Origin of the sequence: Pseudomonas sp. UYEF17 (assembly GCF_040546125.1) — a bacterium.
Classification (GTDB): domain Bacteria; phylum Pseudomonadota; class Gammaproteobacteria; order Pseudomonadales; family Pseudomonadaceae; genus Aquipseudomonas; species Aquipseudomonas putida_Z.
This window is the reverse complement of the sequence record NZ_JBEPNE010000006.1, coordinates 55,920-78,021: the sequence shown is the minus strand read 5'-3', so window position 1 is coordinate 78,021 and position 22,102 is coordinate 55,920. Positions and strand designations below refer to the sequence as shown.

At 63.8% G+C, this 22,102-nt stretch carries 20 protein-coding genes; 7 read left to right on the top strand and 13 right to left on the bottom strand.

All coding sequences use genetic code 11. From position 1 onward, the window contains the following. Nucleotides 1-155: 155 nt before the first annotated feature. From prpD to ABIB24_RS12010, 6 genes are all read right to left on the bottom strand, one after another. A complete protein-coding gene (gene prpD / locus ABIB24_RS12035; protein ID WP_354316482.1) occupies nucleotides 156-1,640 on the bottom strand; it encodes a 2-methylcitrate dehydratase in 1,485 nt (494 codons plus the stop codon). Nucleotides 1,641-1,794: 154 nt separating this feature from the next. After that, entirely contained in the window at nucleotides 1,795-2,985 is a 1,191-nt protein-coding gene (prpF, locus tag ABIB24_RS12030; protein ID WP_137163472.1) for a 2-methylaconitate cis-trans isomerase PrpF, read from the bottom strand. A gap of 145 nt (nucleotides 2,986-3,130) precedes the next feature. Beyond that, nucleotides 3,131-5,719, bottom strand: a complete 2,589-nt coding sequence (acnD, locus tag ABIB24_RS12025; protein WP_274078737.1) for a Fe/S-dependent 2-methylisocitrate dehydratase AcnD — start codon at nucleotides 5,717-5,719, stop codon at nucleotides 3,131-3,133. A 169-nt stretch (nucleotides 5,720-5,888) separates the two neighbouring features. After that, a complete protein-coding gene (gene prpC / locus ABIB24_RS12020; protein WP_013971911.1) occupies nucleotides 5,889-7,016 on the bottom strand; it encodes a bifunctional 2-methylcitrate synthase/citrate synthase in 1,128 nt (375 codons plus the stop codon). Nucleotides 7,017-7,193: 177 nt separating this feature from the next. Continuing rightward, nucleotides 7,194-8,084: a methylisocitrate lyase gene (prpB, locus tag ABIB24_RS12015; RefSeq protein WP_137163469.1), complete on the bottom strand. Its 891-nt coding sequence runs from the start codon at nucleotides 8,082-8,084 to the stop codon at nucleotides 7,194-7,196. Beyond that, a complete protein-coding gene (locus tag ABIB24_RS12010; RefSeq protein ID WP_025338439.1) occupies nucleotides 8,081-8,797 on the bottom strand; it encodes a GntR family transcriptional regulator in 717 nt (238 codons plus the stop codon). Before ABIB24_RS12010 ends, prpB begins: the two co-directional genes overlap by 4 nt. A 329-nt stretch (nucleotides 8,798-9,126) precedes the next feature. Between ABIB24_RS12010 and rloA the strand changes: the two genes are divergently transcribed. From rloA to ABIB24_RS11985, 5 genes are all read left to right on the top strand, one after another. Beyond that, a complete protein-coding gene (gene rloA / locus ABIB24_RS12005) occupies nucleotides 9,127-9,663 on the top strand; it encodes a retropepsin-like aspartic peptidase RloA (protein WP_025338438.1) in 537 nt (178 codons plus the stop codon). A gap of 5 nt (nucleotides 9,664-9,668) precedes the next feature. Then, on the top strand, nucleotides 9,669-11,204 hold the full coding sequence (rloB, locus tag ABIB24_RS12000) for an osmotic stress tolerance membrane protein RloB (RefSeq protein WP_025338437.1): 1,536 nt from the start codon (nucleotides 9,669-9,671) through the stop codon (nucleotides 11,202-11,204). Continuing rightward, the gene (locus tag ABIB24_RS11995) at nucleotides 11,204-12,184 is read left to right on the top strand and encodes an alpha-L-glutamate ligase-like protein (RefSeq protein WP_025338436.1); all 981 of its coding nucleotides are present in this window, start codon (nucleotides 11,204-11,206) and stop codon (nucleotides 12,182-12,184) included. The genes rloB and ABIB24_RS11995 overlap by 1 nt, the downstream gene beginning before the upstream one ends. Nucleotides 12,185-12,385: 201 nt before the next feature. Beyond that, the gene (gene pabB, locus ABIB24_RS11990) at nucleotides 12,386-13,729 is read left to right on the top strand and encodes an aminodeoxychorismate synthase component I (protein ID WP_238067518.1); all 1,344 of its coding nucleotides are present in this window, start codon (nucleotides 12,386-12,388) and stop codon (nucleotides 13,727-13,729) included. Nucleotides 13,730-13,912: 183 nt separating this feature from the next. Then, nucleotides 13,913-14,647 (top strand): phosphoadenylyl-sulfate reductase, encoded by a 735-nt coding sequence (locus ABIB24_RS11985; RefSeq protein ID WP_015269712.1) that lies wholly within the window; start codon nucleotides 13,913-13,915, stop codon nucleotides 14,645-14,647. A gap of 122 nt (nucleotides 14,648-14,769) precedes the next feature. On the opposite strand, the gene cysB is transcribed toward ABIB24_RS11985, so the two are convergent. The 3 genes from cysB to ABIB24_RS11970 all read right to left on the bottom strand — a co-directional run bounded on the left by cysB (nucleotide 14,770) and on the right by ABIB24_RS11970 (nucleotide 17,442). Beyond that, nucleotides 14,770-15,744, bottom strand: coding sequence for an HTH-type transcriptional regulator CysB (gene cysB, locus ABIB24_RS11980; protein WP_013971904.1), 975 nt, complete (start codon nucleotides 15,742-15,744; stop codon nucleotides 14,770-14,772). A gap of 128 nt (nucleotides 15,745-15,872) precedes the next feature. Beyond that, on the bottom strand, nucleotides 15,873-16,370 hold the full coding sequence (locus ABIB24_RS11975; protein WP_015269711.1) for a universal stress protein: 498 nt from the start codon (nucleotides 16,368-16,370) through the stop codon (nucleotides 15,873-15,875). A gap of 124 nt (nucleotides 16,371-16,494) precedes the next feature. After that, complete coding sequence (locus tag ABIB24_RS11970) at nucleotides 16,495-17,442, bottom strand: putative 2-dehydropantoate 2-reductase (RefSeq protein ID WP_289515206.1); 948 nt, start codon at nucleotides 17,440-17,442, stop codon at nucleotides 16,495-16,497. Between the two features lie 231 nt (nucleotides 17,443-17,673). On the opposite strand from ABIB24_RS11970, the gene ABIB24_RS11965 reads away from it, so the two are divergent. Next, a complete protein-coding gene (locus tag ABIB24_RS11965; RefSeq protein WP_025338433.1) occupies nucleotides 17,674-18,750 on the top strand; it encodes a 3-deoxy-7-phosphoheptulonate synthase in 1,077 nt (358 codons plus the stop codon). Between the two features lie 131 nt (nucleotides 18,751-18,881). Here ABIB24_RS11965 and ABIB24_RS11960 read toward each other — a convergent pair whose 3' ends face one another. Beyond that, complete coding sequence (locus ABIB24_RS11960) at nucleotides 18,882-19,163, bottom strand: GNAT family N-acetyltransferase (protein WP_025338432.1); 282 nt, start codon at nucleotides 19,161-19,163, stop codon at nucleotides 18,882-18,884. 509 nt (nucleotides 19,164-19,672) lie between these two features. Here ABIB24_RS11960 and oprI point away from each other — a divergent pair. Then, nucleotides 19,673-19,924 carry an outer membrane lipoprotei OprI gene (oprI, locus tag ABIB24_RS11955; protein ID WP_003259780.1) on the top strand — a complete coding sequence of 84 codons (252 nt, stop codon included), beginning with the start codon at nucleotides 19,673-19,675 and terminating at the stop codon, nucleotides 19,922-19,924. 132 nt (nucleotides 19,925-20,056) lie between these two features. Here oprI and ABIB24_RS11950 read toward each other — a convergent pair whose 3' ends face one another. The 3 genes from ABIB24_RS11950 to ABIB24_RS11940 form a co-directional block, all read right to left on the bottom strand. Then, nucleotides 20,057-21,034 (bottom strand): L,D-transpeptidase family protein, encoded by a 978-nt coding sequence (locus ABIB24_RS11950; protein WP_003259779.1) that lies wholly within the window; start codon nucleotides 21,032-21,034, stop codon nucleotides 20,057-20,059. 111 nt (nucleotides 21,035-21,145) lie between these two features. Then, nucleotides 21,146-21,436: a hypothetical protein gene (locus ABIB24_RS11945; protein ID WP_025338431.1), complete on the bottom strand. Its 291-nt coding sequence runs from the start codon at nucleotides 21,434-21,436 to the stop codon at nucleotides 21,146-21,148. A 58-nt stretch (nucleotides 21,437-21,494) separates the two neighbouring features. Then, nucleotides 21,495-22,100 (bottom strand): arylesterase, encoded by a 606-nt coding sequence (locus tag ABIB24_RS11940; RefSeq protein ID WP_025338430.1) that lies wholly within the window; start codon nucleotides 22,098-22,100, stop codon nucleotides 21,495-21,497. Nucleotides 22,101-22,102 lie beyond the last annotated feature (2 nt).

The window sequence follows — 22,102 nt, the reverse complement described above, 5'->3', positions numbered from 1 at the left end:
GGAAAGCCCCGGCAGAAATGCCGGGGCTTTCTTGTTTCAACCTGTACCGGCCTCTTCGCGGCTAAAGCCGCTCCCACAGGGACCCCACAGTTGTCGAGGGCTGCGCAGGACCTTGTGGGAGCGGCTTTAGCCGCGAAGAGGCCAGCACAGGCAACTCAGATCACGAACAGGTCGACAAACCTGTGCACCGCCATCTGTTCCAGCTTTTGCTGGTCCTTGCACACCTCAAGAATCTCCCCACACTGCTGCCGCGCAAAGCGCGTGGTCAGGTTGTCCCTGAACTTGGCCTCCAGCAACGGTATGCCCTCCCCTCGCCGCCGGCGATGCCCGATCGGGTATTCCACCACCACCTGCTCGGTACTGCTGCCATCCTTGAAGAACACCTGCAGCGCGTTGGCGATCGAGCGCTTGTCCGGCTCCAGATATTCACGGCTGAAGCGTGGGTCTTCCACCACCTCCATCTTCTCGCGCAGGCGGTCGATACTGGGGTGGTTGGCACGGAAGGTGTCTTCGTAATGCTCGGCCACCAGATGACCGAAAATCAGCGGCACCGCCACCATGTACTGCAGGCAGTGATCGCGGTCGGCGGCATTGGCCAGCGGGCCGCTCTTGGAAATGATGCGGATCGCCGACTCCTGGGTGGTAATGACGATACGGTCGATTTCGTGCAGGCGGTTACGCACCAGTGGATGCAGGGTTACCGCTGCCTCGCAGGCGGTCTGGGCGTGGAACTCGGCCGGGAAACTGACCTTGAACAGCACGTTTTCCATCACGTAGCTACCCAGGGCCTGCGGCACGCGCAGCTCTTGCTGCTCGGACGGCTTGAGCGCGAGGTCCTTGTTGGTGTGGCTGAACAGCACATCATAGAAGCCCCACTGCGGCGCGGTGAGCACGCCCGGCACGCCCATCTCGCCACGCAGGGCAATATCGGCCAGGCGCACGCCACGGCTGGAAGCATCACCGGCGGCCCACGACTTGCGCGAACCGGCGTTGGGCGCATGGCGGTAGGTACGCAGCGCCTGGCCGTCGACGAAGGCGTGGGACAAGGCGCTCAGCATCTGCTCACGGTTGGCCCCCATCAGCCTGGCGCACACGGCGGTGGAGGCCACCTTGACCAGTATCACGTGGTCGAGGCCAACGCGGTTGAAGGCATTTTCCAGCGCCAGCACGCCCTGGATCTCGTGAGCCATGACCATGGCTTCGAGCACATCGCGCATCAACAGTGGCGTTTCACCTGCGGCCACGCGCTTCTGCGACAGATGATCGGCAACCGCCAGGATGCCGCCGAGGTTGTCCGAGGGGTGGGCCCATTCGGCGGCCAGCCAGGTATCGTTGTAGTCCAGCCAACGTACCGTGCAGCCGATGTCCCAGGCGGCCTTGACCGGGTCGAGGCGGTAGGCGGTGCCGGGCACGCGGGCACCATTGGGCACCACCGTACCTTCCACCTGGGGGCCTAGCAGCTTGGTGCATTCGGGGAAGCGCAGGGCCAGCAGGCCGCAGCCGAGGGTATCCATCAGGCAGTTGCGCGCGGTGTCCAGGGCTTCGGCGGATTCGACCCGGTACGTGAGGGCGTAATCGGCGAGGGTTTGCAGCACCCGGTCGTAGTCCGGGCGGGCGTTGAGGTCTACGTTGGCGCTCATATCCAGCTCCCTTCAGAATTGCCGGGGCTGCTTTGCAGCCCTTCGCGACACAAGGCCGCTCCTACAGGTACCGCGCAAACCGTGTAGGAGCGGGCTTGCCCGCGAAGGGGCGCAAAGCGGCCCCAACGAACTAAAGCCGAGCGCCAGTGGTGCGTTAGAAGCTATCGCCAGGCACGCGAACCCAGCCCTCCATCAGCACGCGAGCACTGCGGCTCATGATTGCCTTGGTCACTGTCCATTCACCATTCACCTGGCGCGCCTCGGCCCCCACCCGCAGGGTGCCCGAGGGGTGGCCGAAACGCACGGCGCTGCGCTCGCCCCCGCCTGCGGCGAGGTTGACCAGCGTGCCCGGAATGGCCGCCGCGGTGCCGATGGCCACCGCGGCCGTTCCCATCATTGCATGGTGCAGCTTGCCCATCGACAAGGCCCGTACCAGCAGGTCGATATCACCCGCCTGCACCGCTTTGCCACTGGACGCAGTGTAGGTGCTCGGCGGCGCGACGAAAGCCACTTTCGGCGTGTGCTGACGCCCGGCAGCCTGGTCGACGTTGTCGATCAGACCCATGCGCACGGCGCCATAGGCGCGAATCGTCTCGAAGCGCAGCAGCGCCTGCGGGTCGCCGTTGATGGCGTCCTGCAGTTCGGTGCCGGTGTAGCCGATATCCGCCGCATTGACGAAGATCGTCGGGATGCCGGCATTGATCAGGGTCGCCTTGAACGTACCGACGCCCGGCACCTCGAGGTCATCGACCAGGTTGCCGGTGGGGAACATCGCCCCGCCGTCGCCATCTTCGTCGGCCGCCGGGTCGAGGAACTCCAGCTGCACCTCGGCGGCCGAGAAGGTCACCCCGTCCAGCTCGAAGTCGCCGGTTTCCTGCACTTCACCTTCGGTGATCGGCACATGGGCGATGATGGTCTTGCCGATGTTGGCCTGCCAGATGCGCACGGTGGCGATGCCGTTGCGCGGAATGCGCGCGGGGTCGACCAGGCCGCTGCTGATGGCGAACGAACCGACCGCGGCGGAAAGGTTGCCGCAATTGCCGCTCCAGTCGACAAAGGCCTTGTCGATGCTGACCTGGCCGAACAGGTAGTCGACATCGTGTTCAGGCTTGATGCTTTGCGACAGGATCACGGTCTTGCTGGTGCTCGAAGTGGCACCGCCCATGCCGTCGATCTGCTTGCCGTAGGGGTCGGGGCTGCCGATCACCCGCAGCAGCAGTGCGTCGCGGGCCGGGCCGGGGATCTGCGCTTGCTCGGGCAGGTCTTGCAGGCGGAAGAACACGCCTTTGCTGGTGCCGCCACGGATGTAGGTGGCGGGGATTTTTACTTGCGGTACGTGAGCCATGGATGTGCTGTCCTGTCTGAGATGCATATGGCCTCTGGGGCTGCTTTGCAGCCCATCGCGACACAAGGCCGCTCCTACAGGGATCTGGTAACGCTTGTAGGAGCGGCCTTGTGTCGCGATGGGCCGCAAAGCGGCCCCCCTACAATTAGGCGGTCGCTTCGAGGAAGTCCTGGGCGAAGCGTTGCAGCACCCCGCCAGCCTCGTAGATCGACACCTCCTCGGCGGTGTCCAGGCGGCAGGTCACCGGTACCTCCAGGCGCTCGCCGTTGGCGCGGGTAACCACCAGGGTCAGCGTCGCCCGCGGCGTACGCGCGCCCAGTACGTCATAGGTCTCGCTGCCATCCAGGCCGAGGGTCTTGCGGTCGGTGCCCGGCTTGAACTCCAGCGGCAGCACGCCCATGCCCACCAGGTTGGTACGGTGAATACGCTCGAAACCTTCGGCGACGATCGCCTCGACACCGGCCAGGCGCACACCCTTGGCCGCCCAGTCACGGGACGAACCCTGGCCGTAGTCGGCACCGGCGATGATGATCAGCGGCTGCTTGCGATCCATGTAGGTCTCGATCGCCTCCCACATGCGGGTGACCTTGCCTTCCGGCTCGATACGCGCCAGCGAGCCCTGCTTCACGCTGCCATCTTCCTTGCGCACCATTTCGTTGAACAGCTTGGGGTTGGCAAAGGTAGCGCGCTGGGCAGTCAGGTGGTCGCCACGGTGGGTAGCGTAGGAGTTGAAGTCCTCCTCCGGCAGGCCCATCTTCGCCAGGTACTCGCCGGCAGCGCTGTCGAGCATGATGGCGTTGGACGGCGACAGGTGGTCGGTTGTGATGTTGTCCGGCAGCACTGCCAGCGGGCGCATGCCGCGCAGGGTACGTTCACCGGCCAAGGCACCTTCCCAGTACGGCGGGCGGCGGATGTAGGTGCTCATCGGGCGCCAGTCGTACAGCGGCGCCACCTTCGGCCCACGGTCTTCCTCGATGGCGAACATCGGGATGTACACCTTGCGGAACTGCTCCGGCTTGACCGCGGCACGCACCACGGCGTCGATTTCTTCATCGCTGGGCCAGATGTCCTTGAGGCGGATTTCCTTGCCGTCGACCACGCCCAGCACATCCTTCTCGATGTCGAAGCGGATGGTACCGGCGATGGCGTAGGCCACTACCAGTGGCGGCGAAGCGAGGAAGGCCTGCTTGGCATACGGGTGGATACGCCCGTCGAAGTTGCGGTTGCCCGACAGCACGGCAGTGGCGTACAGGTCACGGTCGATGATTTCTTGCTGGATCACCGGGTCCAGGGCGCCGGACATGCCGTTGCAGGTGGTGCAGGCGAAGGCGACGATGCCAAAGCCGAGCTGTTCCAGCTCCTTCTCCAGCCCGGCCTCCTCCAGGTACAGCTGCACGGCCTTGGAGCCAGGCGCCAGCGACGACTTGACCCACGGCTTGCGGGCCAGGCCCAGCTTGTTGGCATTGCGCGCCAGCAGGCCTGCGGCAATCACGTTGCGCGGGTTGCTGGTGTTGGTGCAGCTGGTGATGGCGGCAATGATCACCGCGCCATCAGGCATCTGCCCTGGCACTTCTTCCCAGCTGCCGGCGATGCCTTTGGCCGCCAGGTCGCTGGTGGCGACGCGGGCATGCGGGTTGGACGGGCCGGCCATGTTGCGCACCACGCTCGACAGGTCGAAGCTCAGGGTGCGCTCGTAGACTGCGCCGCTCAGGCTGTCGGCCCACAGGCCGGTGGCCTTGGCATAGGTTTCCACCAGCTTGACCTGCTGCTCTTCGCGGCCAGTCAGGCGCAGGTAGTCGATGGTCTGCTGGTCGATGGCGAACATCGCCGCAGTGGCGCCATATTCCGGGGCCATGTTGGAGATGGTGGCGCGGTCGCCCAGGGTCAGGGCACGGGCACCCTCGCCGTGGAACTCCAGGTAGGCGCCGACGACTTTCTGCTTGCGCAGGAATTCGGTCAGGGCCAGCACCAGGTCGGTGGCGGTGATGTTCGGCGCCAGCTTGCCGGTCAGCTCGACGCCGACGATTTCCGGCAGGCGCATCCACGAGGCACGGCCCAGCATCACGTTCTCGGCTTCCAGGCCACCCACGCCGATGGCGATCACGCCCAGGGCGTCGACATGCGGGGTGTGGCTGTCGGTGCCGACGCAGGTGTCCGGGTAGGCCACGCCACGGTCGTTGTGGATCACCGGCGACATCTTCTCCAGGTTGATCTGGTGCATGATGCCGTTGCCCGGCTGGATCACGTCGACGTTCTTGAACGCCTTCTTGGTCCAGTTGATGAAGTGGAAGCGGTCTTCGTTGCGGCGGTCTTCGATGGCGCGGTTCTTTTCGAAGGCCTGCGGGTCGAAACCGCCGCACTCGACGGCCAGGGAGTGGTCGACGATCAGTTGCACCGGCACCACAGGGTTGACCTGGGCCGGGTCGCCGCCTTTGTCGGCAATGGCGTCACGCAGGCCGGCGAGGTCGACCAGTGCGGTCTGGCCGAGAATGTCGTGGCACACCACGCGGGCCGGGAACCACGGGAAGTCGAGGTCGCGCTTGCGCTCGATCAGCTGGCCCAGCGAGGCGTCGAGGGTAGCCGGGTCGCAGCGGCGCACCAGGTTTTCGGCGAGTACGCGAGAGGTGTAAGGCAGGCCATCGTAGGCGCCGGGCTTGATGGCCTCGACCGCCGCGCGGGCATCGAAGTAGTCCAGGTCGGTGCCTGGCAGGTGCTTGCGGAATGCAGTGTTCATATCGTTATCAGGCTCGGTCACGGTATTCGGGGGCAGGTGCGGCTCAGGCCTTGGGGGCGCTACGCGCCCCTTTCGCGACGCAAGGCCGCTCCCACAGGTACTGCGCCGTCCCTGTGGGAGCGGCCTTGTGTCGCGAAAGGGCTGCGCAGCAGCCCCAGCGATCTATGACTCAGCGCTGCTCGATCGGCACGAACTGGCGCTGCTCGACGCCGACGTACTCGGCGCTCGGGCGGATGATGCGGTTGTTGGCGCGCTGTTCGAAGACGTGCGCCGCCCAGCCGGTCAGGCGCGAGCAGACGAAGATCGGGGTGAACAGCTTGGTCGGGATGCCCATGAAGTGGTACGCCGAGGCATGGTAGAAGTCGGCGTTGGGGAACAGGCGCTTCTGCTCCCACATGGTCTTGTCGATGGCTTCGGAAACCGGGTACAGCACCTTGTCACCCACTTCGTCGGCGAGCTGTTTCGACCAGCCCTTGATCACCTCGTTGCGCGGGTCGGACTCTTTGTAGATGGCATGGCCAAAGCCCATGATCTTGTCCTTGCGCTCGAGCATGCGCAGCAGCTCGGCAGTGGCTTCCTGCGGGCTCTGGAAGCGCTCGATCAGCTCCATCGCCGCCTCGTTGGCACCGCCATGCAGCGGGCCGCGCAGCGAACCGATGGCAGCGGTTACGCAGGAGTACAGGTCGGACAGGGTCGAGGCACAGACGCGGGCGGTGAAGGTCGAGGCGTTGAACTCGTGCTCGGCGTAGAGGATCAGCGACACGTTCATGACCTTGACGTGCAGCTCGCTCGGCTTCTTGCCGTGTAGCAGGTGCAGGAAGTGGCCACCGAGGGTGTCTTCGTCGCTGGTGCAGTCGATACGCACACCGTCGTGGGTGAAGCGGTACCAGTAGCACATCACCGCCGGGAACAGCGCCAGCAGGCGGTCGGTCTTGTCACGCTGGGCCTCGAAGGTCAGTTCGGGCTCCAGGGTACCCAGCACCGAGCAACCTGTGCGCATCACGTCCATCGGGTGGGCATCACGCGGGATGCGCTCGAGCACTTCCTTCAGGGCTTGCGGCAGGTCGCGCAGGCCCTTGAGCTTGCGCTTGTAGTCGGCCAGTTCGGCTTTGCTCGGCAGCTCGCCGTACAGCAGCAGGTAGGCGACTTCTTCGAACTCGGCACCCGCGGCCAGGTCACGCACGTCGTAACCACGGTAGGTCAGCCCGGCACCGGCCTGGCCCACGGTCGACAGCGCGGTCTGGCCGGCCACCTGGCCGCGCAGGCCTGCGCCACTGAGTACTTTTGCTTCGGCCATGGTGTTTCTCCTTTCTTGAACTTGTTATGGAAATCTAGCTGGCTAATCAGTTTTGCCTGTGCCGGCCTCTTCGCGGGCACGCCCGCTCCTACAGGGACTGCGTGGCACTCCAGGCCTGTGGGGTCCCTGTGGGAGCGGGCGCGCCCGCGAAGAGGCCTGCCGCTCCAATAAAAGCCTTCAGCCCTTCTTCTGGGCAAACAGCGCATCGAGGCTCTGCTCGAAGGCGTGGTAACCAATGGCATCGTAGAGCTCCATGCGGGTCTGCATGGTGTCGATCACGTTCTTCTGCGTGCCGTCGCGGCGCAGCGCGGTGTACACGTTCTCGGCCGCCTTGTTCATGGCGCGGAACGCCGACAGCGGGTACAGCACCAGCGACACGTCGACCGAGGCCAGCTCTTCGGTGGTGTACAGCGGCGTGGCGCCGAATTCGGTGATGTTGGCCAGGATCGGTGCCTTCACCCGGTCGGCGAAGGTCTTGTACATCTGCAGTTCGGTGATGGCTTCCGGGAAGATCATGTCGGCACCGGCCTCGACGCAGGCGGCGGCGCGGTCCAGAGCGGCGTTCAGGCCCTCGACGGCCAGGGCATCGGTACGCGCCATGATCACGAAGCTGTCATCGGTACGGGCATCGACTGCGGCCTTGATGCGGTCGACCATTTCCTGCTGGCTGACGATTTCCTTGTTCGGGCGGTGGCCGCAGCGCTTGGCGCCGACCTGGTCCTCGATATGGATGGCGGCAGCGCCGAACTTGCTCATCGAGCGCACGGTACGGGCAACGTTGAAGGCAGAGGCGCCGAAGCCGGTGTCGACATCCACCAGCAGCGGCAGGTCGCACACGTCGGTGATGCGGCGCACGTCGGTGAGTACATCGTCCAGGCCGCTGATGCCCAGGTCCGGCAGGCCCAGCGAACCGGCGGCGACGCCGCCACCGGACAGGTAGATGGCCCTGAAGCCGGCGCGCTTGGCCAGCAGGGCATGGTTGGCGTTGATGGCGCCAACCACCTGCAGCGGATGTTCAGCGGCAACGGCGTCGCGGAAACGCTGACCGGGGGTGCTCTTCACAGTCATTTCTCACCTCGTGGGCTGTTGTTGTGGGCGTCCAGGTAGTGACGCTCGATATTGCGCTTGGACGCGCCGATGTGGCGGCGCATCAGGAGTTCGGCCAGCTCGCCGTCACGGTCGGCGATGGCATCGAGAATGCGGTGGTGTTCGGCAAAGGCCTGGCGTGGCCGGTTGGGCGTGGCGGAAAACTGGATGCGGTACATGCGCACCAGCTGGTACAGCTCGCCGCAGAGCATCTTGACCAGGGTCTGGTTACCGCTGCCCTGGATGATCCGGTAATGGAAGTCGTAGTCGCCTTCCTGCTGGTAATAGCCCAGGCCGGCCTGGAAGGCGGCATCGCGCTCGTGGGTGTCGAGCACCCGGCGCAGTTCGTCGATGTCGGCCTGGCTCATGCGTTCGGCGGCCAGGCGGCAGGCCATGCCTTCCAGCGATTCGCGAATTTCGTACAGCTCGATCAGTTCGGCGTGGTTGAGCGACACCACCCGCGCCCCCACATGCGGCACGCGCACCAGCAGGCGCTGGCCTTCGAGGCGGTGGATGGCCTCGCGCAGCGGCCCGCGGCTGATGCCGTAGGTACGCGCCAGCTCCGGCTCGGAAATCTTGCTGCCGGGGGCGATATCGCCCTTGACGATGGCCGCCTGGATGCGCCGGAAGACGTTTTCGGACAAGGTTTCCGTTTCGTCTGCCAGCACCGGGCTGGGGGTGGATAGGTCCTGCATATTGTCGACACCTTGTAAATCTCTTTGCCGGAAATTAGCTAATTCGATCGCGGCAGTCAAAGACAAAATGAATATTGTCGACAATCGTCTAAGAACGAACTAATGCCAGCCCGGTGCTGTCAGAACGCGCACCGCTGGCGTCAAGGCGCCGGCGTGATAGAATGCCGCGCCTCCGATGGAGTATGGATAGCCTGTCTGTCATCCATTCATGCTGTTGACAGATGAACGAGGAAGCTTGCGCAGTCGCTGCCAGTCGCCTTGCCCTGAACACGGCTCTGAAAATGGCTTTGAAAACAGCCCCGAACCTTGCACTGCACCGCGCCAGGAATATGAGACTTACACCCGCATTATTGCTGCTCTGCCTCACCCTGCTGCCGGCCCTTGGCCAGGCCGCAGGCAAGACCGTGTACGGTCTCAACGAATATGCACGCCTGGGCGACCTGGACCTGGAAGTGGCCGCCAAGCTCGACACCGGCGCCAAGACCGCGTCGCTCAGCGCCCGCGACATCAAGCGTTTCAAGCGCAACGGCGAAAGCTGGGTGCGCTTCTACCTAGCCATCGACGCCGCCCATTCGCACCCCATCGAACGCCCGCTGGCACGCGTAAGCAAGATCAAGCGCCGGGCCGGCGACTATGATGCTGAATCGGGCAAGGCCTACACCGCGCGCCCGGTCATCGAACTTGAAATCTGCATGGGCCAGGCCATGCGCACCATCGAAGTCAACCTCACCGACCGCAGCGCCTTCCAGTTCCCGCTGCTGATCGGCTCCGAGGCGCTCAAGCACTTCGACGCGCTGGTCGACCCAAGCCTTAAATACGCGGCCGGCAAACCTGCCTGTGCCACCGACGCTCCCAAAGCAGAGTAATCCCGATGCGCTCTCTTACCCTCCATCTGAAAGTCCTGATCACCGTGCTGGTGCTGTTGGGCGTGGCGGTCACGGCTTATCAGATCTTCGTACTCGGCATCCCGGTAACCGAGGATGAAACCGACGACCTGTGGAACATCGACGCCAAGGTCGAGTTCGTGGCCAGCACCAAGGACCCGGTCAAGGTGCAGATGTTCGTGCCACCGCTGAACCGCGACTACGTCAGCCTCAACGAGAGCTTCATCTCCAACAACTACGGGGTGAGCGTCAACCGTGCCGACGGCAACCGCAAGGTCACCTGGTCGGCCCGCCGCGCCAGCGGCAACCAGACCCTCTACTACCGCCTGGTGCTGACCAAGCGCTACAGCAACGAGAAGACCACGGTCAAAGGCCCGACCTTCCGTGACAGCCTGGCAGTGGAAGGCCCCGAGAAGATCGCCGCCGAGGCCCTGATGGCGCCGATCCGCCAGCACTCGGCCGACGTCGAGACCTTCGTCAGCGAGACCATCAAGCGGGTCAACAACCTCAACGACGATAACGTCAAGCTGCTGCTGGCCGGCGACACCACGGCCATGAAGAAGGCCCAGGTCATCGACCTGCTGCTGTCGATCGCCCACGTACCAATGGAGAAGGTGCACACCATCCGCCTGGTGGCCGACACCCCGCAAACCCCGGAACTGTGGCTGCGCAGCTTCAACGGCACCGACTGGCTGTACTTCAACCCGGACACCGGCGAGCAGGGCCTGCCAAGCGATCGCCTGCTGTGGTGGACCGGTGACGACAACCTGATCACTGTCGATGGCGGCAAGAAGGCCAACGTTACCTTCAGCATGAACAACAGCGAGATGAACGCCATCCGCCTGGCCAAGCTGACCGACGAGAATACCGACGCCGACTTCCTCGAATACTCGCTGTACGGCCTGCCGCTGCAGACCCAGCAAACCTTCATGATCATGGTGATGATCCCGATCGGTGTGCTGGTGATCCTGGTGCTGCGCAACCTGGTCGGCCTGCAGACCCTGGGTACCTTCACCCCGGTACTGATCGCCCTGGCCTTCCGCGAGACCCAGCTTGGCTTCGGTATCGTGCTGTTCACGGTAATCACCGCCCTGGGCCTGTCGCTGCGCTCGTACCTGGAACACCTGAAGTTGCAGATGCTGCCACGCCTGTCGGTGGTACTGACCTTCGTCGTGGTACTGATTGCCGCCATCAGCCTGTTCAGCCACAAGCTGGGCCTGGAGCGCGGGCTGTCGGTAGCGCTGTTCCCGATGGTGATCCTGACCATGACCATCGAGCGCCTGTCCATCACCTGGGAAGAGCGTGGCGGCGGCCATGCCATGAAAGTGGCCATCGGCACCCTGTTCGCCGCTTCCCTGGCGCACCTGTTGATGATGGTGCCGGAGCTGGTGTACTTCGTGTTCACCTTCCCGGCCGTGCTGCTGATCCTGGTGGGCTTCATGCTGGCGATGGGTCGCTACCGCGGCTACCGCCTGACCGAGCTCGTGCGCTTCAAGGCATTCCTGAAGAAGGCTGACGCCTGATGTTTGGCCTGATCAAGACGTGGAAAGCCCTGGAGGCCCGGGGCATCATGGGTATCAACCGGCGCAACGCGGACTACGTGTTGAAGTACAACAAGCGCCACCTGTACCCGATCGTCGACGACAAGATCATCACCAAGGAGCGCGCCCTGGCGGCCGGCATCCATGTGCCGGAAATGTACGGCATCATCGAGACCGAAAAAGAGATCGAGAAGCTCCACCAGATCATTGGTGGGCGCAGCGATTTCGTCATCAAGCCGGCGCAGGGCGCCGGTGGTGACGGCATCCTGGTGATCGCCGACCGCTTCGAGGACCGCTACCGCACGGTGTCGGGCAAGATCATCAGCCACGAGGAAATCGAGCACCAGATCTCGAGCATCCTCACCGGCCTGTACTCGCTGGGCGGGCACCGCGACCGTGCGCTGATCGAGTACCGGGTCACCCCCGACCAGATCTTCAAGAGCATCAGCTACGAAGGTGTGCCGGACATCCGCATCATCGTGCTGATGGGCTACCCGGTGATGGCCATGCTGCGCCTGCCGACCCGCCAGTCCGGCGGCAAGGCCAACCTGCACCAGGGCGCCATCGGCGTGGGTGTCGACCTGGCTACCGGCGTGACCTTGCGCGGCACCTGGCTGAACAACATCATCAGCAAGCACCCGGACACCACCAACGCGGTGGATGGCGTGCAACTGCCGAACTGGGACGGCTTCATGAAGCTGGCCGCCGGCTGCTACGAGCTGTGTGGCCTGGGCTACATCGGTGTCGACATGGTGCTGGACCAGGACAAGGGGCCGCTGATTCTCGAGCTCAACGCCCGCCCCGGCCTGAACATCCAGATCGCCAACGACTGCGGCCTGACCCAGCGCACCCACGCCATCGAGGCGCACCTGGAAGCGCTGGCCAAGGATGGCATCAGCGAAGATGCCGAACAGCGCGTGCGGGTATCGCAAGGCTTGTTCGGGCACGTGCACCCGCGCTGAAATCGCCAAGGGCCGCCTTGCGGCCCATTCGCAGCACAAGGCTGCTCCTACAGGATATCGCGTGATCCTGTAGGAGCAGCCTTGTGCTGCGAATGGGCCGCAAGGGCGAAACCCAGTGCTTGAATGTCGCCACAAAGCTAGGCGCATTTCCTGCACAGGTCTACAATCGCCCTCCTCGCTTTTACATCGCCGTCCACACTGATGCCGACCTGTACGCTCCACCCCCTGCCCTACCAGCCCGACCCTGCCGCCTATTTCGCCCGCCTGCGCCAGGCCCCCGGTGCGATCCTGCTGGACAGCGCCCGCCCCGGCGCCGAACGCGGGCGCTTCGACCTGCTCAGCGCCTGGCCGCTGCAACACCTGCAGGCGCAGCCCGACGAAGATGGCCGCACCTTCCTCCAGCGCCTGCGCGCCGGTCTGGCACGACTGGGCCATGCGCAGTTGCCCGCAGGCAGCGAGCTGCCGTTCGCTGGCGGCCTGATCGGCTACCTGAGCTATGACTTCGGCCGCCGCCTGGAACACCTGCCCAGCCTGGCCGTGGACGACCTTGGCCTGCCGGACGCGCAACTGGGGCTGTATGCCTGGGCGCTGGTGACCGACCACCAGTGCGCGACCAGCCAACTGGTGTTCCACCCGAGCCTGCCCGGCAGCGAACGGGAACGGCTGATCGCCCTGTTCGAAGGTGTCGACAACGCGGAAAGCGGCAGCTTCCAGCTACTCGCGCCGATGGCCGGCGACCTGCAGCCCGAGCAGTACAAGGCCGCCTTCGACCAGGTGCAGCACTACATCCAGGCCGGCGACTGCTACCAGATCAACCTTACCCAGCGCTTCCGCGCGCCCTGCCAGGGCGATCCGTGGCACGCTTACCAGGCCCTGCGCAAAGCCTGCCCCACCCCCTTCTCCGGCTACCAGCAACTGGCCGACGGCAGCGCCCTGCTGAGCTTTTCGCCCGAGCGCTTCATCCGCGTCAGCCAGCGCCAGGTGGAAACCCGGCCGATCAAGGGCACCCGCCCGCGCGCCAGCAACCCGGCAGAAGACATGCGCAATGCCGAGGAGCTGCTGCACAGCCCCAAGGATCGCTCGGAAAACCTGATGATCGTCGACCTGCTGCGCAACGACCTGGGGCGTACCTGCGAGATCGGCTCGGTGAAGGTGCCCGAGCTGTTCAGCCTGGAGAGCTACCCCAATGTGCACCACCTGGTCAGCAGCATCACCGGCCAGCTGGCCAGCGACAAGGACGCCCTGGACCTGATCGGCGACAGCTTCCCGGGCGGCTCGATCACCGGCGCGCCGAAGATCCGCGCCATGCAGATCATCGACGAACTGGAGCCGGCACGCCGGGCGCTGTACTGCGGCTCACTGCTCTACGTGGATGTGCGCGGCGAGATGGACAGCTCGATTGCCATTCGCAGCCTGCTGGTCAAGGGTGGACAGGTCAGCTGCTGGGGCGGCGGCGCGGTGGTGGCCGACTCCGAGTGGCAGGCCGAATATGAAGAGTCGATTGCCAAGGTGCGGGTGTTGATGGAGACCTTGCAGGGCTTGTGATCGGCGGCGCCTGCTTCGCGGGCTCGCCCGCTCCCACAACTGGCAGATGTGCGCTGTACCTGTGGGAGCGGGCGTGCCCGCGAAGCAGGCGCCACCGACTCCAAGCCCGCCTACACCGCCATTTTTTGTTACCATCACCTCACTACGAGCGCACAGCGCCACAGCCACGATGGAAACCGCCTGATGAGCCAACCCTTCGACGTCGCCGCACTGGCCGCGACCTATGCCAACAAGTCCCCGCAGGACATCCTCAAGCTTGCCTTCGAGCACTTCGGTGATGACCTGTGGATCTCCTTCAGCGGCGCCGAGGATGTGGTGCTGGTGGACATGGCCTGGAAGCTGAACAAGCAGGTCAAGGTGTTCAGCCTCGACACCGGCCGCCTGCACCCGGAGACCTACCGGTTCATCGACCAGGTCCGCGAGCAGTACAACCTGCCGATCGAGATCCTCAGCCCCGACCGCGCCAAGCTCGACCCGTTCGTCAAGGAAAAGGGCCTGTTCAGCTTCTACAAGGACGGCCACGGCGAGTGCTGCGGTATCCGCAAGATCGAGCCGCTGCGTCGCAAGCTGGCCACCGTGAGCGCCTGGGCCACCGGCCAGCGCCGCGACCAGAGCCCGGGTACCCGCAGCCAGGTGGCGGCAGTGGAAATCGACAGCGCCTTCTCCACCCCCGAGCGCACCCTGTACAAGTTCAACCCACTGGCACAGATGACCAGCGAGGAAGTGTGGGGTTATATCCGCATGCTGGAGCTGCCGTACAACAGCCTGCACGAGCGCGGCTTCATCAGCATCGGCTGCGAGCCCTGCACCCGCCCGGTGCTGCCAAACCAGCATGAGCGCGAAGGACGTTGGTGGTGGGAAGAGTCGACGCAGAAGGAATGCGGGTTGCACGCGGGCAACCTGATCAGCAAGGCTTGAAATAGCCGGGGCTGTTTCACAGCCCATCGCGACACAAGGCCGCTCCTACAGGGGAATGTGATCTCCTGTAGGAGCGGCCTTGTGTCGCGATGGGCCGCAAAGCGGCCCCCTGCAATTCCGGATCAGTGCACCGGCAGCTCGACGCCTTCGAACAGGTCTTCCAGCTCCTGCTTGTTGTGGCACTGGATGGCCTTGGCCATCACTTCACGGGTCAGGTGCGGGGCGAACTTCTCGATGAAGTCGCACATGAAACCACGCAGGAAGGTGCCGCGGCGGAAGCCGATCTTGGTGATGCTGGCTTCGAACAGTTCGCTGGCATCCAAGGCCACCAGGTCGCTGTCGAGCTTGGTGTCCACCGCCATCTTGGCGACGATCCCCACGCCCAGCCCCAGGCGCACATAGGTCTTGATCACGTCGGCGTCAGCGGCGGTAAACACCACTTTCGGCGTAAGGCCGCGGTGGTTGAACGCTTCGTCCAGCTTCGAACGGCCGGTGAAACCGAACACGTAGGTAACGATCGGGTATTCGGCGACCGCTTCCAGGGTCAGCTTCGGCAGCTTGGTCAACGGATGGCCCTGCGGCACCACCACGCAGCGGTTCCACTTGTAGCACGGCATCATGATCAGGTCGCCGAACAGCTCCAGCGCCTCGGTGGCGATGGCGAAGTCGACCGTACCGTCCGCGGCCATCTCGGCAATCTGCATGGGCGAACCCTGGTGCATGTGCAAGGACACTTCCGGGTACTGCTTGATGAAGTTGCTGATCACCGGCGGCAAGGCATAACGCGCCTGGGTGTGGGTGGTGGCGATGGACAGCGTGCCCTTCTTCTCGTTGGAGAATTCCTGGGCAATCTGCTTGATGCTTTCGACCTTGCGCAGGATTTCGCCGGCGGTATTGATGATGCGCTCACCCGCCGGGGTAACGCGGGTCAGGTGCTTGCCGCTGCGGGCAAAGACTTCAACACCCAGCTCATCCTCGAGCAGGCGGATCTGCTTGCTGATACCTGGCTGGGAGGTATACAGGCTCTGCGCCGTCGCGGAGACGTTGAGGTCATGGTGCGCCACTTCCCAGATGTAGCGCAGTTGTTGAAGCTTCATAGGTTCCCCTCGGTTCAGCGATGAGTCCGCGGCAGCAGGCAGCGACGATATATAACTATATTAGTGGTTCTGGAAATAAATCTAGAACTATTTTGTTACATACCCCCGGAAATGGCCTACGGCCATCTTCATGCTTTCCTACGCCCCAAATGCTGCGCCAGCGGCACCATGTACACCGGTACCGGCGACAGCTGCAGCAGCCGTACCGCCGTGCGCCCCAATGGCACATCCACGCCGGCGCCAGCACTGTGGCTACCGAAAATCAGCAGGTCGACGCTCAGCCGCTGTGCCTGGTCGAGGATCACCTGCGCCGGGTCGCCCTGGCGTACCCGCACCGCCTTGATCACCGCCAGGTCGGCCTCCTCGCCCAGTTCGTCGCGAAAGTTTTCCAGCACTCGCTGCTCGATATTGGCCATCACCGTGTTCACCCCCTGGCTGTGCAGCTGGTCGAGCGTCTGCTCATCGAGGTAGCTTTGCAGAAGAGATTCAGCGAACTGGCCCATGGGCTCTACCGCATGGATCACATACAACTCGGCGCCGAACGTGCGCGCCAGCGCCAGCGCGTGTTGCATGACAAAAGGGGCGTAGACACCGAGGTCGGTGGCGTACAGCATGGAGTGGATCATTCGACCTCCTCGACTGCCGCTGCGGCAGAGCAAGCTTCAGCTTAGCAGCGCGCCGGACGCACGCTTTGCCGTCCGGCGCGCTGCTGATGCGGGCTGGAGGGCCCCGGCGGGGCCAGAGCCACCCTCAGCGGGGCTGTTCGCCCCGGTCGATGAAAGCCAGCGCCTGGTACAGCATCTCCATGCGCGGCAAGTGGCAGCCTGCCGCATGCGCCTGTGCCAACGGCTCGGCATAGATGGCCTGCAGCTCCAGCGGGCGCTTGTTGACATGGTCGTGGTACATGCTGGGCCAGTAGTCGGGCATGCGCTCGGTCACCTGGAACAGGTGCTCGGCATACCCCTCGGGCAACACATGGCCACACGCCGCCGCGCCCTGCACCACCTCGGCCATCAAGGCCTGGATCAGGGCGCGACCATGACTGTCGGCCATCAGCGGCGTGGTGCTGGCGCCGAGCAGCACCGACAGGCCGTTGTAGGGCACGTTCCACACCAGCTTCTGCCAGCGTGCCTGGGCCAGGTCGGGCATGGCCTGCGAGTCGATGCCCGCAGCCCGGAACAGCCCCGAGCCCTCATTGACCAGCGCGGCACCGCCATCGTTGGCCGGTCCGCTGTGGTAGCCGAGGTTGACCGCGCCCAAGGCCTGGTGGCGGATCACGCCGGGCGCCTGGCGGTTGACGCAGATGAAACACAGGCCGCCGAGCAGGTGCATGTCGCTGCGCAAGGCCGGGCGCAACTGCTCCTCCACGCCCAGGCCGTTCTGCAGCAGCACCACCTTGGCGCCCGGTGCGGCCGCCTGCACGATCAGCGGCGCCAACTGGTCATTGCTGGTGGCCTTGGCCCCCACCAGCAGCCAGTCGCAGGGCGGCATGTCGGCGGCACTGGCATAGGCCTGCACCTTCATCTGCAAGTTGCCATGCACGGCACTGTCCAGGGTCAACCCCTGCTCGCGGACAACCTCGTACTCGCTGCGCAACAGAAAATGCACATCGAAGCCGGCCCGGGCCAGCATCAACCCATAGAAGCCGCCGATGGCGCCACTGCCGATGATGCCGATACGTGGTGTGTGCGGATGCATGCCGATCTCCAGGTAAAAGTCAGCCCTCTTTTTACACAGGTTGCGCAGCGCTGGGCAGCCCATGCACGGCAAACACCTGCCATCTCGGAAAAACCCCACACGGACTGGGCCCAGCCCATTGTCGCGCCACCTGTAACGCGCTAAGGTTCGGCTCCCCGCTGCGATTATTCTTGCTGCTGGGCCGCACGGGGATAGTTGGCGGCCGGCACCCGTGACCTGACGAGTAACACGATGGCTGATTTACCGATCGATGACTTGAACGTTGCCTCCAACGAGACCCTGATCACCCCCGATCAGCTCAAGAAGGAAATCCCCCTCAGCGCCAAGGCCCTGCAGACCGTGACTGCCGGCCGTGAAGTGGTGCGCAATATTCTCGACGGCAAGGACCATCGCCTGTTCGTCGTGGTCGGCCCTTGCTCGATCCACGACATCAAGGCCGCCCACGAGTACGCCGAGCGCCTGAAAGTGCTGGCCGAGGAAGTGTCCGACACGCTGTACCTGGTCATGCGCGTGTATTTCGAAAAACCGCGCACCACCGTCGGCTGGAAAGGCCTGATCAACGACCCGTACCTGGATGACTCGTTCAAGATCCAGGATGGCCTGCACATCGGCCGCAAGCTGCTGCTGGACCTGGCCGAAATGGGCCTGCCGACCGCCACCGAAGCGCTCGACCCGATTTCCCCGCAGTACCTGCAGGACCTGATCAGCTGGTCGGCCATCGGCGCCCGCACCACCGAATCGCAGACCCACCGCGAGATGGCTTCGGGCCTGTCCTCGGCAGTCGGCTTCAAGAACGGCACCGACGGCGGCCTGACCGTTGCCATCAACGCCCTGCAGTCGGTGTCCAAGCCGCACCGCTTCCTCGGCATCAACCAGGAAGGCGGCGTGTCGATCGTCACCACCAAGGGCAACCCGTACGGCCACGTGGTACTGCGCGGCGGCAACGGCAAGCCGAACTATGACTCGGTCAGCGTCGCCCTCTGCGAGCAGGACCTGGCCAAGGCCAAGATCAAGGCCAACATCATGGTCGATTGCAGCCACGCCAACTCCAACAAGGACCCGGCCCTGCAACCGCTGGTGATGGAGAACGTCGCCAACCAGATCCTCGAAGGCAACCAGTCGATCATCGGCCTGATGGTCGAGAGCCACCTGAACTGGGGCTGCCAGTCGATTCCGAAGAACCTGGACGAGCTGCAATACGGCGTGTCGATCACCGATGCCTGCATCGACTGGTCGGCTACCGAGAAGACCCTGCGCAGCATGCGTACCAAGCTGAAGGATGTGCTGCCGCAGCGCAAGCGCGGCTGATGCGATAAAGAGCGGGGCCGCTTCGCGCCCCATCGCGACACAAGGCCGCTCCTACAGGGTTATGCGATTTCCTGTAGGAGCGGCCTTGTGTCGCGATGGGCTGCGAAGCGGCCCCGCTTTTTTTTACAGAATCAGACCTTGCTCGAATGCCGCTGCTGGCGCTCCATGTAGCGCTCCACGTACGAGCAGGACGGAATCACCGTGTAGCCCATCTGTTCAGCGTACTCCAGGGCCCGTTCGGTCAGGGCGGCAGCAATCCCGCGGCCACGCAGGGCGTTGGGTACGAAGGTGCGATAGATGTCCAGCGTCTGCTTGCCCAGGTCCATGTACGTCAGATAGGCACGATGACCGTCCACGTTGGTCTCGAACTGATGACCGGCCTGGTCATGGTGGATGGTCAGCGCTTCGCTCATCACTACTCCTCGCAGGTCTTCTCGGCAGACCCATACCTTAACCGATGGTGGTTTATCCGGCACAGAATCCTCTACGCCACCTGTTGCCCCCTTCGACCACTGGACGATTGCAATCGTTCGGATCCTCTGGCACTCACAAGATAGTAGGCGCCGCAGGCGGGATTGCTCAAGGTGGTGGCGGTTAAAAATGGCGAAAATGCAGCCAGATGCCATTCTTGGCAACGCGCCAGGCAGCCACCGGATGTACTAGGGCTTAAGACGCCGAAGGACAGTTAAAGTCACCCTTAGTTCAACAAAAAAGTTCCTGTACTACAGTCGCTTGCGAACCCTGTACGTTTTTTTCACAGGCGTGTCGCAAATCTTGTCGGAAAGGCGTCAAGCAACATTTTTTTTGCAGTTCTTGCGCTTAGTCAGTTTACTTACTACAAGTAATGGGTACTATGTACGCCGGCCAGTTTCTCTTTTCCGAGAGATGGCTATTTAATAGAAAGTCCTTGAAGGGGAACACGATGAACAACGTTCTGAAATTCTCTGCTCTGGCTCTGGCCGCAGTTCTGGCTACCGGTTGCAGCAGCGTATCCAAAGAAACCGAAGCTCGTCTGACTGCGACTGAAGACGCAGCAGCTCGCGCTCAAGCTCGTGCCGACGAAGCCTACCGTAAGGCTGACGACGCACTGGCAGCCGCTCAGAAGGCTCAGCAGACCGCTGACGAAGCCAACGAGCGCGCTCTGCGTATGCTGGACAAAGCCAGCCGCAAGTAATAATCCTCACGGATTGTTATGGAGCCGACCCACTTGTGGGTCGGCTTTTTTATTGCCTGCGCACAAGGCAAACGCGCCAGGCAGAAACGAAAAGGCCTGCACTAAGGCAGGCCCGGGTGTGTCGCAATTACCTTACTGCAGTTCGGGCGGAATGCTCGAAACCATCGGTGCGCCACCCTGGTTTTCGGTCGGCACGGCAATTTCCACCGGCATGCCATCTTCCGCGGCCACCACGTCACGGACCATGTCCCAGTTCATGCGTAGGTTATTGGCCAGGTCTTCACGCTTGAGCAAGGCGTTGATAACAGCAGTGTGTTTATCGACCACCGACGGATTACCCTGGTCGTCCAGCGGCGTGTGCGCCTCCAGGTAAACCTTGCCGCCACTGATACCAAACTTGTAGGGCTCGTTGATGATGCGCACCGGCGTACCCACCGGCACCATCTTCGACAGTTCCAGCACGTTGTTGTTGAGCATGCGGAAGCAACCGTGGCTGGTACGCATGCCAATGCCGAACTTCTTGTTCGAACCATGGATCAGGTAGCCCGGCACGCCGAGGGTGAACTTGAACGGCCCCAGCGGGTTGTCCGGGCCGGCCGGCACCACGCTCGGCAGGATGTCGCCGTCAGCCGCGTGTTCGGCACGGATCGACGCTGGCGGGGTCCAGGTCGGGTTCGGCGTCTTGGCGGTGATCTTGGTATTGGCGATCGGCGAGCCCCAGCCTTCACGGCCAATGCCCAGCGGGAAGGTATGCACCACGTTCTGCCCTTTCGGGAAGTAGTACATGCGGTATTCGGCCAGGTTGATGACGATGCCCTCGCGCGGGCCCGGCGGCAGGATGTAGCGGGTCGGCAGGATGATCTCGGTGCCGGCACCTGGCAGCCATGGGTCCACGCCCGGGTTGGCGGCGATCATTTCCAGGTAGCCGAGGTCGTTGGCAGTGCCGATATCGGCGAACGTGTCCTCGTACTTTGCCTTGATCACATGCACCTGGCCGATGATGTCTTCACCGGGTGGTGGCAGTGGCAGCTCCAGCGCAGCAGCGGGGCCTGCTACCAGCAGGGCGGCCAGGGACAGGCTACGGGTGACGGCAGGAAAGCGCGGCAACATCCGGTAAATCCTTCGAAAGGTGGGTCAAGAGAATCGATTGTACACCTGCGCCGATGCAAGCGGGAGGCATTGGCGCCATGCAAGCGTTCCAGATGATGAAAGGTGCGGTGTTCAGGCGCCCTGCAGCTCCGGCCACACCGGGCGCATGCCGCGCCGCTGGGCATCGAGGATGGCGCGGCACAGGTCGCACAGGCGGCCGTCGCGGTAGATCGAGCGCGCCACCCCCGACCAGCGCGGTTGCGCCGGCAGCAGGCCACCGCACAGAGTGCGGTCGGCCGGTACGCCCAGCTCGAGCTGGCGGGCCACGAGGTGAACGCGGATTTCCTGGCAGGCGAACAGGTCGAGCTGCTCATCAGGCTCGATCAGTTGGTAGGCATACAGGGACCAGGCAGGGCGCGGCATCGGTGGCACTCGAAACGGGGGGCGCAACATTAGCCGAAAGCCGGCGCCGTTTAAAGCGTCACAGCAAGGGTTTTATCGCCGGCCAGGCATTTTCCAGCAGGCGCTGCTGGGCAGCCTGGGCCGGGTGAATGCCATCCGCCTGCATCAACTCAGGCACGCCCCCTACCCCCTCGAGGAAAAACGGCACCAGCGGCACCTGTTTTTCTGCCGCCAGCTGTTCATACACCTGGGCGAACGCGGTGGTGTAGCGCACGCCATAATTGGGTGGCAGGCGCATGCCCAGCAGCACCACCTTGGCACCGGCCTTGCGCGAACTTTCGATCATCGAGGCAAGATTTTGTTGCAATTGCGCTGGCGACTGCCCGCGCAGGCCATCGTTGCCGCCCAGCTCCAGCACCACCAGGCTCGGCTTGTGCGCTGCAAGCAGCGCCGGCAGCCGCGCCTGGCCACCTGCACTGGTGTCGCCGCTGATCGATGCATTGACCACTTTGTCGTCGAAACCTTCGTCCCGCAGGCGGGTCTGCAACAGGGAGACCCAGCCCTGGCGGGTATCCAGGCCAAAACCGGCGCTGATACTATCGCCGACAACCAGCAGTGTTCCCGCCGCCGCGCTCTGGGCCAGGCAATACAGGGCCAGACCGGCACTCAACCACCACACTCGCATCG